Consider the following 13,431-nt stretch of genomic DNA (forward strand, 5'->3'; position numbering starts at 1 on the left):
GTAAGATCACAGTATTATCGCGCTTTTAACCTCTATCTTTGTGGAGTTGCTGACAGTCTTCGTGCTCATCCCCTAAAATGTGGCATACGGTATTGCCTTAAGCTCTGCATGGCCGAATTGACATCTGAAGTCATACAAGAGGAATGGCTAATAATGTCTCTAGATACGCCCGGAATGCTTGGAATGAAGAAAAAAATCGCACAGGAAAAGGCGATTGCAGCCCTCGTGTGGCTTTCGTCCGATGACGCGCTGACGGGGCAGTTCTTGGGCGCATCTGGCCTGTCGGTCGAAGATATGCGGGCCGCTATCGCCAAAGGTGATCACGGGTTCTTATCCGCCGTGGTTGAATTTATCTCGCAAGACGATGCTTGGGTGGTTGATGCTGCGGGGGCAATTGGCCTTACGCCAGATGAATTTGTTACCTTGCGGCAGGTGATGCTTGGGCGCTCTGCTACCCATTGGACATAAGTTTATCGTCGTCTTTGAGGGTTATAAAAATATGCAACAAAATTACTTTAAATTGCTAATTTTTGACAAAGACGGAACACTCTTTGACTTTTCTAGATCTTGGAACAATTGGGCGAAATCGGCTCTATTGGCGTTAGCGGACGGCGATGAAACATTATTTCGCACCCTCGCTGATCGCTTGTCCTTTGATCCCGATCGGGGCGTTTTTTTGCCCGATAGTATAGCTATTGCGGGCACGCTTGATGAGACTGCTCACCACCTGGCCCCGCTTTTCGGAGCCGATTATACCCCGCAGCAGATCGCAGCACTGCTGCATCAGCTTGCACAATCTGCTGTCATGGTCGAGGCGGCCCCGTTGGCGCCGCTGCTTACGGGTTTGCAGAAGGCGGGCTATCTTTTGGCAGTGGCGACCAACGGGCAAAAGGACGAGGCCGAGGCCCATTTGGCGGCACATGAGATCCGCCCCTATTTTGCCGAAGTCATCGGGTGCGACAGTGGGCATGGTGCAAAACCTGACCCTGCCATGTGCGCCCATATCGCACAGGCCTGTGGTGTTGCGCCTGCTCGCGCTGTGATGGTGGGCGATAGCCTGCATGATCTACGGGCGGGCCGCGCCGCTGGGATGGCGACAGTGGGCGTTCTCACGGGCCTTGCCGTTCATGGCGCGCTCATGCCGCATGCTGACGCCGTGTTGCCAGACATTGGCCATCTTCCCGCTTGGCTGGGGCATTGAAGCTGCGTTTGTCTATTCGCGTCAAAATGGCGGGGGGTTTGGTCGGAATTTGTCGGGTTTTTCTCGCCCGCGCGCGGGCAGTCTAAAGGGGCTTTGATCTCCCTTTTTGTAAGACCTGATCCTATGACCGAAACCACAGTTGATCCAAAACGCCGCCGTTCCGGGGGCGCGCGCGCCAAGCATCAAGGTGTCAGCCAACATGCGATTGCGCAAATGCCGTGGCGTGTTCCGCAAAACATAGATCAACCAACCGAACCCTTGCCGCCTGAGGGTGTCTTGGCCATCCACAACAACGCTCTGCGGATTCTGTCCGAGCTCGGGCTTGAGATGCTGCACCCTGAGGCGCGGCAAATATTGGTGCAAGCGGGCTGTCGCCAAGAGGGCGAGACGATCTTTTTTGATCATGATTTTGTGACCGAGATGGTCGCGCGTGCGCCTCAAAGCTTTACAGTGACGCCGCGAAACCCTGCGCGTCAGCTGACCATTGGCGAGGGGCATATTCTCTTTGGCAATGTGTCCTCCCCCCCCAATGCATGGGATATGGCACGCGGCAAACGGGCGGGCGATTTTGAGACATTTCGCGAATTCATCAAATTGACGCAATATTTTAACTGTATCCACTTTGCAGGCGGCTACCCCGTAGAGCCGATAGATATTCATCCTTCAATCCGCCATTTGGATTGCTTGCATGAAAAGCTCATCGCGACTGACAAGGTCGTGCACACATACTGCCTTGGCAAAGAGCGGGTCGAAGACGCTATGGAGATGGTGCGGATCGCCGCAGGCCTAAGCCATGAGGAATTCGAGGAGACACCGCGGTTTTACACCAATATCAACTCGGTCAGCCCGCTGAAACATGACTATCCAATGTTGGACGGGGCGATGCGTATGGCGCGGCGCGGGCAGCCTGTGGTGGTTACACCCTTCACCTTGGCGGGGGCGATGGCGCCTGTGACCCTTGCGGGGGCTGTGTCCTTGTCCATCGCCGAGGCTTTGGGGGCGATTGCCTTGTTGCAATATATCGCGCCGCACGCGCCTGTGGTGATTGGCACATTCACCTCAAATGTCGATATGAAATCAGGTGCGCCTGCCTTTGGTACACCTGAATATATTCGTGCCACCCAGATGACAGGGCAGATGGCTCGCTTTTATGGGCTGCCTCTGCGCTCCAGCGGGGTTTGCGCCGCCAATGTGCCCGATGGGCAGGCACAAGCCGAAACTCTACAAAGCCTTTGGGCGGCGGTGCAATCTGGCACAAATATGGTCTATCATGCCGCGGGTTGGCTGGAAGGTGGGCTGATTGCAAGCCCCGAGAAATTCGTGATGGATTGCGAATTGCTGCAACAATTCCAACGCTATTTTGACCCCGTTTTGACCCAGACCAGTGATGACGAACTTGCCTTTGATGCGATGCGAGATGTTGGGGCTGGTGGCCACTATTTTGGCACTGCACATACCCAAGCCCGCTATAGCACTGCCTTTTATCAGCCGTTTCATTCTGATTGGCGCAATTTTGAGGCTTGGGAAAAAGATGGGGCCGTTTGGAGCGCCGAGCGCGCGCATGGGATTTACAAGGCAATCTTGGCCGAAGCAAAAGATCCGCCGATTGATCCTGCAATTCGCGAGGAATTGGACACGTTTGTCGCCAAGCGCAAGGAGGAGGGCGGCGCGCCAACCGATTTCTAGCGCGGGTACCCGTTTGGCCTGATCTGCGTGTTCCTTTTGCAATATGTGGTGCATTTTGAACACGAGGTGTCGGCTCAATCTGGAAAGGTTTGCTCATGGCACAGCCCGAGAATCCAAATGTCACCCAACCATGCCGCAAGGTCATTCTTATTTCTCCGCAATAATAGGCAAACCGCTTTGAATGGCTTCGTGCAAGCTTAGGCGCTCTAGGTGGCGGTGTGATGCAAAACAATCTCGTCCAGTAGTGGCGATATATCTTCGATCTGCTCGGCGATGATATGGGTGATGCCCGCCTGCCGTTGCAGCCGCCCCGTCACGCGCATTAGCCGCGCTGCGATGACCGCACGGCGAAATTGCTGATATATTTTCTGCCAGATGATCACATTGCAGGCGCCAAACTCATCTTCCAAGGTGATGAAAATCACACCTTTGGCCGTGCCTGGTCTTTGGCGCAGCACCACCAAGCCCGCCACCGCAACCTGCGCCCCCTCAGGGGGCAGATGCAGCAAATGATGGGGCAGGCAATCGGGCGGTTTGGGCCAAAAGCGTGGGGCGAGATCGGGTTCCATGGCAGATATCCTATTTGAGAACAAAAATAGAACACTTGTCTTGAGATGCAAGTGCGCCTGCATGACATAAATTTCGGGGCTAGAAAGTGGCATCAGGGAACGCTACCTAGGCAGGATCCGAGGTTAACAGCAAGAAAGTGCGCGTTTATGGCTAAGATCACCTATATCGAACATAACGGAACCGAGCACGTCGTTGATGTGCCAAACGGGCTGACCGTGATGGAAGGCGCGCGCGACAATGGCATTCCTGGCATTGAGGCTGATTGCGGCGGCGCCTGCGCCTGTTCAACATGCCATGTTTATGTGCATCCTGATTGGGCAGCAAAACTGCCAAGCATGGACGCGATGGAACAGGACATGCTGGAATTCGCCTATAAACCAGACGAGGGGCGTTCGCGCCTGACCTGCCAGTTGAAGGTGACAGATGCGCTTGATGGTCTGGTTGTGCAGATGCCAGAAAAACAAATTTGACCTAACAGGCCTCAAAATGACACCAAAGCCCGCGCTGTGCAGTCGCGGGCTTTTCGCTGCTTGGGGTTGACTTCGCGCCCCGCTCAATGTGTATCGGCGGCACAGAGATGACAGGCCAAAAACAAGGCCAATATATGGGATATTTCGTGATGCACGCTTTCCGCAGCCATACCTGCGCAGACTTGACTAAGGAAAATGTCGGTCAAACGATCCGCCTCTCGGGCTGGATTCATCGGGTGCGCGATCATGGTGGGGTTTTGTTCATTGACCTACGCGACCATTATGGGATGACACAAGTGCTCTGTGATCCCGACAGCCCTGTGTTTGCCGAGGTTGAAAAACTGCGTGCGGAATGGTGTATCCGCATTGATGGCGAGGTGAAGGCCCGTGATGCCAGCCTTGTGAACCCAAAAATTCCTACAGGCGAAATCGAAGTTTTTATTCGGGATCTCGAGGTTCTGGGTGCGGCGAATGAATTGCCCCTGACGGTCTTTGGCGATCAGGAATATCCTGAGGAAACCCGCCTGCGCTATCGCTATCTCGATTTGCGCCGCGAGGTGATGCAAAAAAATATGACCTTGCGTTCTGATGTTGTGGCCTCAATTCGCAAGCGGATGTGGGACAAAGGCTTTCGCGAATTCCAGACCCCAATTATCACGGCCTCTAGCCCTGAGGGCGCCCGCGATTTCCTTGTGCCTTCGCGTCTGCATCCTGGCAAGTTTTACGCGCTGCCACAGGCACCGCAGCAGTTTAAGCAGCTGTTGATGGTGTCGGGCTTTGATAAATATTTCCAAATCGCCCCTTGTTTCCGCGATGAAGACCCGCGCGCGGATCGCTCGCCGACTGATTTCTATCAGCTCGATATGGAAATGAGCTTTGTGACACAGCAAGATGTGTTTGATACGATCCAACCCGTGCTCAAAGGCCTGTTCGAGGAATTTGGTGGCGGCAAGAAGGTCGATCAAGACTGGCCGCTGATTTCCTATAAAGATGCCGCGCTGTGGTACGGCACCGATAAGCCAGACCTGCGCAACCCGATCAAAATGGAAGTTGTGAGCGAGCATTTCAAAGACTCGGGCTTTGCAATTTTCGCAAAAATCCTTGAGCAGGACGGCACCGAAGTGCGCGCCATTCCTGCCCCCACAGGCGGCAGCCGTAAATTCTGTGACCGCATGAATTCATGGGCGCAAGGTCAAGGCCTGCCTGGAATGGGCTATATGTTCTGGCGCGAAGGCGAGGATGGCACGATGGAGGCCGCAGGCCCCTTGGCCAAAAACATTGGCCCTGAACGGACCGAAGCCATCCGCACGCAATTGGGTCTTAGTGTCGGTGATGCGGTGTTCTTTATGGCAGGCAAGCCCGCGGATTTCGAGGCCGTTGCAGGGCGCGCGCGCACCGAAGTGGGCCGCGAATTGGGGCTGATTGATGAGAACCGCTTCGCCTTTGCATGGATCGTGGATTTCCCGATGTATGAAAAGGACGAGGAAACGGGCAAAATCGATTTCAGCCATAACCCGTTCTCGATGCCCCAAGGCGGGATTGACGCACTTGCGGGTGACCCGCTTGAGGTCTTGGGATATCAATATGACCTGGCCTGTAACGGCTATGAATTGGTGTCGGGTGCGATCCGAAACCACAAGCTTGAGATCATGTTCAAGGCGTTTGAACTTGCAGGTTATGGTGAGGACGAAGTCCGCCGCCGTTTTGGTGGTATGGTCAATGCGTTCCAATTCGGCGCGCCGCCTCATGGCGGCTGTGCGGCGGGGATTGACCGCATCGTGATGCTCTTGGCGGAAACGGCGAATATCCGCGAGGTGATCCTCTTCCCGATGAACCAACGCGCGGAAGATGTGATGATGAATGCACCCTCCGAGCCGATGCCAGATCAGCTGATGGAATTGGGTCTGCGGGTTTTGCCGCGCGACTGATCCCGTTTCACCCTTGCCAATTTTTGCGGCCTCTGCCCTGATGGGCGGGGGCCTTTACGCGTTTTGATGGGGGTTACGATGCAGGATTTGTCAAAATATGTGCCGCCCGCGCGGCCCGAATTCCAACACCGGCAAGGGCGCTATGCGCGGCTTGAACGGCTCAGGGCGCATTTACACGCGGATGAGCTGTTTCGGGCCTATGACGGCGCGGAAGATTTGTGGCAGTTTCTGCCCTATGGCCCTTTCATTTCTGCCGCCGCCTATCATCGCTTTTTGCGCGGCTTTGAGGCGGGCGAAGATCCTGTGTTTTACGCAATCCGCGACATGGCGCGGGGGCAGGTGATGGGCGTGGTCTCTTATTTGCGTATCGCGCCTGAGAAAGGATCGATTGAATTGGGGCATATATGCCTTGGCCCCGCCTTGCAAAAAAGCCCCGCCGCGACCGAAGCATTTTTTATGATGATGTCATGGGCCTTTGAGGCGGGGTATCGGCGTTTTGAGTGGAAATGCGATGCGCGCAACCTGCCCTCGCGCCGCGCGGCGCAGCGTTTGGGGCTGAGTTACGAAGGGGTGTTTCGCCAAGACAATATCGTCAAAGGCAAAAATCGTGACACCGCATGGTTTGCCGCCATTGATGCGGAATATCCCGCGCTGAAAGAGGCCTTTATCGCATGGCTTTTACCGCAGAATTTCGATGCGACAGGGCGCCAGATCGAACGTCTTTCTGACCTGACGGGATTGGTGCGGGTGGCGCGCGACCCCGCGCTTGGCTCATAGTCGTGGGCTGATTTCCGCGATTTTTTGTGTTAGCGCATGGCGCAGCGCCGCGCGGGTGTCACGCATCAGACTGCGCGCGGCTTCGGCCAATTCACGATCGCCAGCCTCCTGCGCGATGCCCATCAAGAAGGGGTGCAGATAGGGCAGGTGTGGGTCTGGCTGATCCAAGAGATCAATCGCATGGGTCAAATCCTCGCGATAGGCAATAGGGTTAGGGATCACGGTGTCGCCTGCCACAGCATGGGGGGGTTTAGGGGCCAAATCGCGGGGCAAATGGCGCAAGATTGTTTTTTGGAAATGCGCTAGGGTTTCGATGGGTTTGGTCAAAAAACCATCGGCACCTGCGGCCTTTGCCTCGGCGGCGCTGTCATGGGGGTCAGCGGCGGAACAAGCCAAGATCACGGGCAAGCGGGGGCTTGCCATGGCCAAATCTTGGATCAAATCCAAGCCAGACCCATCTGGTAGACCGAGGTCGATAATGGCCACGCTGGGGCGATAGACCTGCAGGTGACGCCGCGCGGAGGACAGGCAATCGGCGCGCCTTATCCGCGCGCCCGAACGCAGGCTCAGCAATCGCAGCGATTCCGAGGCGTATCGGCTATCCTCAACGATTAAAATGGTCAGCCCCATCAGCGGATTTAGCGCCTGCATTTTCGCCTGACGGGTTGGCGGCAATTTGAACTCATCCATTTCAGGCACCTCGAATTGGTGATTCCCTTCCCCGATTACAGCCTGTCGCGGTTACCGAAGGGTAAACAGGGCGCGACCACACGCCTCTTGCCCACAGGATTTTGCGCAGGCATATCGTGGGGCGAGTGACCGAAGGAGATGAAAATGATCGGTAGATTGAACCATGTGGCCATTGCTGTGCCTGATCTCGAGGCCGCGTCAGCGCAATATCGTGATACGCTCGGCGCAAAAGTTGGCGCGCCGCAGGACGAACCTGATCACGGGGTGACGGTAGTCTTCATCGAATTGCCCAATACCAAGATCGAGTTGCTCTATCCTTTGGGCGAAAATTCCCCCATCACGGGCTTTCTTGAGAAAAACCCCTCGGGCGGCATTCACCATATTTGCTACGAGGTCGAAGACATTTTGGCGGCGCGCGATAAGCTTCAGGAAAGTGGCGCGCGCGTTTTGGGCACGGGGGAGCCGAAAATTGGGGCACATGGCAAGCCCGTGTTATTCCTCCACCCCAAAGATTTCACAGGCACCTTGGTCGAATTGGAGCAGGTCTAATGGGTATTGTCACAGGCCTCGTGGTTTATGCCATTGTATGGTTCATGTCGCTGTTTCTGACATTGCCGTTTTTCGTGCGCACCCAAGGGGATGAGGGCGAGGCTGCGCGCGGCACATCGCAATCTGCCCCCGCCTCAAGCTTTAATCTGCGCCGCAACCTGTTGATCAACACAGCCATTGCCACGCTGATCTGGGCCGTGATCTCGGGGATCATTTTATCGGGTCGTGTCTCTATCGAAGATATTAATCTCTTTGCCCTCTTTGGCATGGGCGACAGCACTTATTGACGTGCCCCCGTCAGGCCCACCCGATGGGCCATATGGGTAAAGGTCGCGGCCCCCAAGATGGGCACGATGAGGTTCAAGATTGGTACGCTTAAGGGGAGTGCCATCATGACCCCGCCTGCAAAAAATGTCAGGCGATTTTTGCGCCGAAATTCAATCGCCGATACGCGATCGAGGCGGCGCTGTGCCACCATCTGCGAATATTCACGCCCCAAGAGAAACCCGTTCAACCCCCAGAACACAAAGGGGGCGAAGGGCGTGAAATAAAGAACCAAGGCCAATGTGTTGGCCAATAGGATCACGCCCAAAAATCGTAGGCTGTCACCGATGGCTTCGGCCAATTTCACATGGCGGGCGGGCGGCAACTGGGGATAATGTTCTGCTTCAACCGCGTCTGCGATTTCGTCTAAGAACAACCCCGTAAAAGCCGATGCCACAGGCACCATCATCACCGATGACAGCAAGATCAAAAATGGCACGGCCGCCCATGAGAGTGCCGCCCCAAAGAAACTGATTGTGCCAATCCAAGGTAGGGTGATTGCATCAGGCAATAGCCATCCCAAAAAGATCAGAACCGCCGCTGAGATCGCAACCAGCAAAGCAATGGTCAACGCCACGCCGATCAACAAAACGCGCAAAAAGCGCCTGTCGCGGAATTGCAAAACGGATTTTAGGAAATCAGCAAGTGATGCGGCCATGTTGAGATGGCTCCTTTTGGGGCAGGTCTGTGCTTAGGTGGGGCAGGCCCCATCATGGCGCAAGGGCAAGGTCACGCCCTAATCGCGATATGTGACGATATCGCCCATCTCGGGGCGGGGGCGTTCTGGGGCCTTGGCGCTTGGCGTTCCAAGATGGATGAACCCTGCCACGAATTGCGGCGCCGCAATGCCATAGGCACGGGATAAAAATTCGGGATCAAAGGCCATCCATCCGCTCAGCCAATTTGCGCCAAAGCCGTGGGCCATCGCGGCATGCATCATTTCAAGACAAACCGCACCTGCCGACAACTGCTGTTCCAACAGGGGGATCGCGTCATGCGCAACGGGGTGAGACAGAACCGCGACCACAAGAGGGGACTGGTCAAATGCCGTGGCGGATTTTTCGACCTTTTCGGGCACGCGGCCTGCGCCATGGCCCAATTCGCGGGTGAGCGCGGCCAAGCCCGCACGGCTTTCTGGCCCATGCACAACGATGCGCCACGGGGCCAATTTTCCGTGATCTGGCACCCGCAGGGCGGATGTGAGGATATCTTCCAACACCGCCCCTTCAGGCGCGGGGGCATTGAGCAGCTGCGCGGGGGTAGACCTGCGCAGGCGCAAAAATTCAGCCAATTGCGGCCATTTTGGGGGCTGATAGGGGGCGTCCGTCATGATTTTTTCGCCGCAGCCTTTTTCGGGGCGGCCTTCTTTTTGGCAGCGGCTTTGGGGGCGGCTTTTTTGGCGGCGGCCTTGCGCGGGGTTTTCCCGCCTTTGGCGGCCTTGGCCGCGATCAGCGCCAAGGCCTCCTCCATCGTGACGGCTTCGGGTTCGGTGCCCTTGGGCAGGGTCGCATTGATTTTGGCCCATTTCACATAAGGCCCATAGCGGCCATTCATCACCTGAACCGCCCCGCCATCAGGATGCTCGCCCAACTCTTTGAGGGGGGCGGCCTTGGCCCCACGGCCTGCACCGCGCGAGGCGGCCTTGGCGGCCAAAACCTCAACCGCGCGGTTCATGCCGATTTCGAACACCTCATCCACCTCTGGCAGGTTGGCGTAAAGGCTGCCATGTTTGACATAAGGCCCGTAACGGCCAATGCCTGCCTCGACCAAAACGCCATCCTCAGGATGCGCACCAATCGCGCGGGGCAATGACAAGAGGCGCAGTCCTTTCTCCAAATCCATGCCCGCAGGCGGCCATGTTTTGGGGAGTGAGGCGCGCGGAGGTTTTGGGTTGTCTTCGGTCGCTTCGCCCAATTGAACATAAGGGCCAAACCGCCCTGCTTTCAGCCAAACGGCCTGTCCGCTTTCGGGTTCAACCCCCAGCATTTTATCGCCCTCGCTTTCCTCGCCATTGGGGGCGAGGGGGCGGGTATAGCGACATTCAGGGTAATTGGAGCAGCCGATGAACGCCCCGCCAGAGCGCGCTGTGCGCAACGAAAGACGCCCTTCACCACAAGCCTGACACTTGCGTGGATCACCACCATCGGGGCGCTGTGGGAAGAGATGCGGTTCCAACACCTCGTTGATTTTTTCCAAAACATCGGTGATCCGCAGCTCGGCGGTTTCATCGACCGCCCCTTTGAAATCGCGCCAGAAACGGGTCAGCAAATCGCGCCAATCGCGCGCACCTGCACTGACCTCATCCAGTTGGTTTTCCAAATCCGCGGTGAAATCATAGCCCACGTATTTCTGGAAATAATTGCTGAGGAATATTGTGACCAAGCGCCCCTTATCCTCGGGGATCAGGCGCCCCTTATCTTTCAGCACATAGCCGCGATCTTGGATTGTGGTGACGATCGAGGCATAGGTGGACGGGCGGCCAATGCCCAATTCTTCCATGCGCTTGACCAAAGTGGCCTCGGTGTAGCGGGGGGGCGGTTGGGTGAAGTGGCGCTGTCCAAATACTGCGCCTGAATTGTCGATGATGCCCCCTTCCGAGAGGCGCAAGCCGCCGCTTTCGCTGGCTGTGGCCCCGTCCAAGGCCTTGGTGAAATCACCCATCAAACTGCTTTGATCAAAGCCAAGCTTGTCGCCAACCGCCATATTGGGCAGGCGATTTGCGTCTTCCTCATCGCTGTCATCGCGCCCTTCTACATAAACCTTGAGGAAACCCTCAAACTGGATCACCTGACCGCTTGCGCGCAGCACGACATTCTCATCGTTTGAGGAAATATCAACCGTGGTGCGTTCAAGGCGGGCGGCCTCCATCTGGCTTGCGATGGTGCGTTTCCAGATCAGTTCATAGAGTTTTTTCTGATCCGCATCCGTGATGCGCAGCTTTTCTGGCCCCATGGACATATCGGTGGGGCGGATACATTCATGCGCCTCTTGGGCGTTTTTGGCCTTGTTCTTATACATCCGCGGCGATTTTGGCAGGAAGTCCTCGCCAAATCGCGCGCGGATTGTATCGCGGGCGGACATCACCGCCTCGGGGGCCATGTCGATCCCGTCTGTTCGCATGTAGGTGATATGCCCCGCCTCATAGAGGCGCTGAGCCGCGCTCATGGTTTGGCGCGCGCCCATGCCAAATTTGCGGCTGGCCTCTTGTTGCAGGGTTGAGGTCATAAAGGGCGGGCTTGGATTGCGGGTGGCGGGTTTCGCCTCGACATTGGTCACAGTGAGCGCGCGACTTGCCACCGCACTGACCGCCATCTGGGTCGAGGATTGCGTGGCCAAGTCGAATTTATCCAACTTCTTGCCACCAAAATGGGTCAAACGCGCCTCAAAGGATTGTCCACGCGGTGTCACAAGGCCCGCGCGCACTGACCAATATTCTTGGGCGCGGAAGGCTTCGATTTCCATTTCGCGCTCCACGATCAGACGCAGGCAGACGGATTGCACACGGCCTGCTGATTTTGATCCGGGCAATTTGCGCCACAAAACGGGGCTGAGGGTGAACCCCACCAAATAATCCAACGCTCGCCGTGCCAAATAGGCATCGACCAATTCCATATCGACCTCGCGCGGGGCTTCCATCGCTTGGGTCACGGCGGTTTTCGTGATTGCGTTGAACACAACGCGGCGCACGGGCGTGTCTTTCTTAAGTGCCTTTTTCTGCGTTAGCGCCTCAAGCAAGTGCCAAGAAATCGCTTCACCCTCGCGGTCAGGGTCGGTGGCAAGGATCAAATCGGGGTCAGATTTCAGCGCATCCACAATCGCCTTGATGTGCTTTTTGCTGTCTGTAGCGACCTCCCATTTCATCTCAAACCCCGCGTCAGGATCGACTGAGCCATCCTTGGGGGGCAGGTCGCGCACATGGCCGTAGGAGGCCAAAACCGTATAATTCGCGCCCAGATATTTATTGATCGTCTTGGCCTTGGCGGGCGATTCGACAACGACAACGGGCATGAGTGGGAACCTAACTTTTTATGGAAATGTAATCGGTCTTAGGTCGCGCAACATTTGGTCTTGTGCAGGGTTTGTCAATGCACCCCTGTCACAATCACCCTATTTTTGTGGCATCTAGGCTGCGGTTTGGTGTCTCTGTGCGGCAGGGTCTGCGGCGCAATGATCACTGCGCGCCACCATGCCGCCTGCGCTGCGGGTGATCTCACCTGCAAGCTCCAACTCGGTCAAATGGCGAGCTAGATCGGCGCTGGACAGGGCGCTAACGCGCGCTGTTGTAGGGTCGGGCGGCTCTGCGCTGGCAGGGGCGCGGGCAAAAGCCCCCTCCAGATCAAGCGCTACGAGGACATCGCGCGCCTCGCGGATGAGATGCGCCCCTTCGCGCAGCAAAAGATTACACCCCGATGCGCGAGTGTCGAGCGGATGCCCCGGCACGGCCATCACCTCGCGCCCCTGTTCAGCAGCCATGCGCGCGGTGATCATCGACCCTGATCTTAATGCGGCCTCAATCACCACAATACCGCGCGACAGCCCTGAAATGATGCGATTGCGCCTTGGGAAATGGCGTGCTTGGGGCGCGCGGCCCATCGGCATCTCAGACAGACGCAAACCGATTTGCGCGGCAAGTTCGGCGTTTTCGGGCGGATAGATCACATCCACCCCGCCTGCCATGACCGCGACCGTGCCTGTGCTGAGGCTTGCGTGATGCACGGCTGTATCAATGCCGCGGGCAAGGCCTGAGGCGGTCACAATCCCCGCTTGGCCCAAGTCGCGTGCCACAGCGCGCGCCATCCGCAACCCAAGGGCTGACGCATTGCGCGGGCCGACCATGCCAACAATGGGGCGGGTGAGCAGGTCAAGATCGCCAATGGCCCACAGAAAAGGCGGGGCATCGGACAGTGCGGCAAGGGTTGCAGGATAGGCCGCCTCACCCAAAAACAGGGCGCGGGCCGCACAGCTTTGCGCCGCGCGAATTTCGGCCTGTGCCGCAGATTTGGAATAGACCGCATAGCCTGATACACCCGCCTTGGCCGCAATCTGTGGCAGGGCCGCCAAGGCATCGGCCCCCGATCCATACTCGGCAATCAATCGCCGATAGGTCACAGGCCCAACTTTTGGCGAGCGGATCAACCGCAGCCGCGCCAGGCGTTCGGCCGTGTCATCGGACGGGGCAGGGAGCGGGGCAGAAGGGGCGGCATGATCTGTCATGCCGCAACCCTAGACGCAGCTT

General features: G+C 56.9%; 14 protein-coding genes. 8 read left to right on the plus strand and 6 right to left on the minus strand.

The annotated features are described in order from the left end of the window. Window positions 1-153 precede the first annotated feature (153 nt). From AAC621_RS10880 to AAC621_RS10890, 3 genes are all read left to right on the plus strand, one after another. Window positions 154-468, plus strand: a complete 315-nt coding sequence (locus AAC621_RS10880) for a DUF3572 family protein (protein WP_340255520.1) — start codon at window positions 154-156, stop codon at window positions 466-468. 31 nt (window positions 469-499) lie between these two features. After that, entirely contained in the window at window positions 500-1,201 is a 702-nt protein-coding gene (locus tag AAC621_RS10885) for an HAD family hydrolase (RefSeq protein ID WP_340255523.1), read from the plus strand. A gap of 123 nt (window positions 1,202-1,324) precedes the next feature. Then, window positions 1,325-2,887 carry a trimethylamine methyltransferase family protein gene (locus tag AAC621_RS10890; RefSeq protein WP_340255526.1) on the plus strand — a complete coding sequence of 521 codons (1,563 nt, stop codon included), beginning with the start codon at window positions 1,325-1,327 and terminating at the stop codon, window positions 2,885-2,887. A gap of 206 nt (window positions 2,888-3,093) precedes the next feature. On the opposite strand, the gene AAC621_RS10895 is transcribed toward AAC621_RS10890, so the two are convergent. Continuing rightward, window positions 3,094-3,456: an OB-fold nucleic acid binding domain-containing protein gene (locus AAC621_RS10895; protein WP_340255529.1), complete on the minus strand. Its 363-nt coding sequence runs from the start codon at window positions 3,454-3,456 to the stop codon at window positions 3,094-3,096. A gap of 147 nt (window positions 3,457-3,603) precedes the next feature. On the opposite strand from AAC621_RS10895, the gene AAC621_RS10900 reads away from it, so the two are divergent. The 3 genes from AAC621_RS10900 to AAC621_RS10910 all read left to right on the plus strand — a co-directional run bounded on the left by AAC621_RS10900 (window position 3,604) and on the right by AAC621_RS10910 (window position 6,632). Then, window positions 3,604-3,927, plus strand: a complete 324-nt coding sequence (locus AAC621_RS10900) for a 2Fe-2S iron-sulfur cluster-binding protein (protein WP_340255532.1) — start codon at window positions 3,604-3,606, stop codon at window positions 3,925-3,927. A gap of 149 nt (window positions 3,928-4,076) precedes the next feature. Next, window positions 4,077-5,855, plus strand: coding sequence for an aspartate--tRNA ligase (aspS, locus tag AAC621_RS10905; protein WP_340256496.1), 1,779 nt, complete (start codon window positions 4,077-4,079; stop codon window positions 5,853-5,855). Between the two features lie 78 nt (window positions 5,856-5,933). Continuing rightward, complete coding sequence (locus AAC621_RS10910) at window positions 5,934-6,632, plus strand: GNAT family N-acetyltransferase (RefSeq protein WP_340255535.1); 699 nt, start codon at window positions 5,934-5,936, stop codon at window positions 6,630-6,632. Here the strand turns inward: AAC621_RS10910 and AAC621_RS10915 are convergent. Continuing rightward, the gene (locus tag AAC621_RS10915) at window positions 6,627-7,322 is read right to left on the minus strand and encodes a response regulator (RefSeq protein WP_340255538.1); all 696 of its coding nucleotides are present in this window, start codon (window positions 7,320-7,322) and stop codon (window positions 6,627-6,629) included. The two genes, AAC621_RS10910 and AAC621_RS10915, sit on opposite strands and share 6 nt — an antisense overlap. 144 nt (window positions 7,323-7,466) lie before the next feature. Between AAC621_RS10915 and mce the strand changes: the two genes are divergently transcribed. Further along, window positions 7,467-7,871, plus strand: a complete 405-nt coding sequence (gene mce, locus AAC621_RS10920; RefSeq protein WP_340255541.1) for a methylmalonyl-CoA epimerase — start codon at window positions 7,467-7,469, stop codon at window positions 7,869-7,871. Further along, on the plus strand, window positions 7,871-8,158 hold the full coding sequence (locus AAC621_RS10925; RefSeq protein WP_340255544.1) for a DUF1467 family protein: 288 nt from the start codon (window positions 7,871-7,873) through the stop codon (window positions 8,156-8,158). Before mce ends, AAC621_RS10925 begins: the two co-directional genes overlap by 1 nt. On the opposite strand, the gene AAC621_RS10930 is transcribed toward AAC621_RS10925, so the two are convergent. The 4 genes from AAC621_RS10930 to dprA all read right to left on the minus strand — a co-directional run bounded on the left by AAC621_RS10930 (window position 8,152) and on the right by dprA (window position 13,409). Next, the gene (locus AAC621_RS10930) at window positions 8,152-8,853 is read right to left on the minus strand and encodes an EI24 domain-containing protein (protein WP_340255547.1); all 702 of its coding nucleotides are present in this window, start codon (window positions 8,851-8,853) and stop codon (window positions 8,152-8,154) included. The two genes, AAC621_RS10925 and AAC621_RS10930, sit on opposite strands and share 7 nt — an antisense overlap. A gap of 78 nt (window positions 8,854-8,931) precedes the next feature. Next, entirely contained in the window at window positions 8,932-9,525 is a 594-nt protein-coding gene (locus tag AAC621_RS10935; protein WP_340255550.1) for a nitroreductase family protein, read from the minus strand. Next, window positions 9,522-12,203 carry a type I DNA topoisomerase gene (gene topA, locus AAC621_RS10940; RefSeq protein ID WP_340255553.1) on the minus strand — a complete coding sequence of 894 codons (2,682 nt, stop codon included), beginning with the start codon at window positions 12,201-12,203 and terminating at the stop codon, window positions 9,522-9,524. Before topA ends, AAC621_RS10935 begins: the two co-directional genes overlap by 4 nt. 114 nt (window positions 12,204-12,317) lie before the next feature. Next, complete coding sequence (dprA, locus tag AAC621_RS10945; RefSeq protein WP_340255556.1) at window positions 12,318-13,409, minus strand: DNA-processing protein DprA; 1,092 nt, start codon at window positions 13,407-13,409, stop codon at window positions 12,318-12,320. Window positions 13,410-13,431: the final 22 nt, after the last annotated feature.

It is taken from the genome of Roseobacter sp. HKCC-CH-9208 (assembly GCF_037805125.1).
Lineage (GTDB): Bacteria > Pseudomonadota > Alphaproteobacteria > Rhodobacterales > Rhodobacteraceae > M30B80.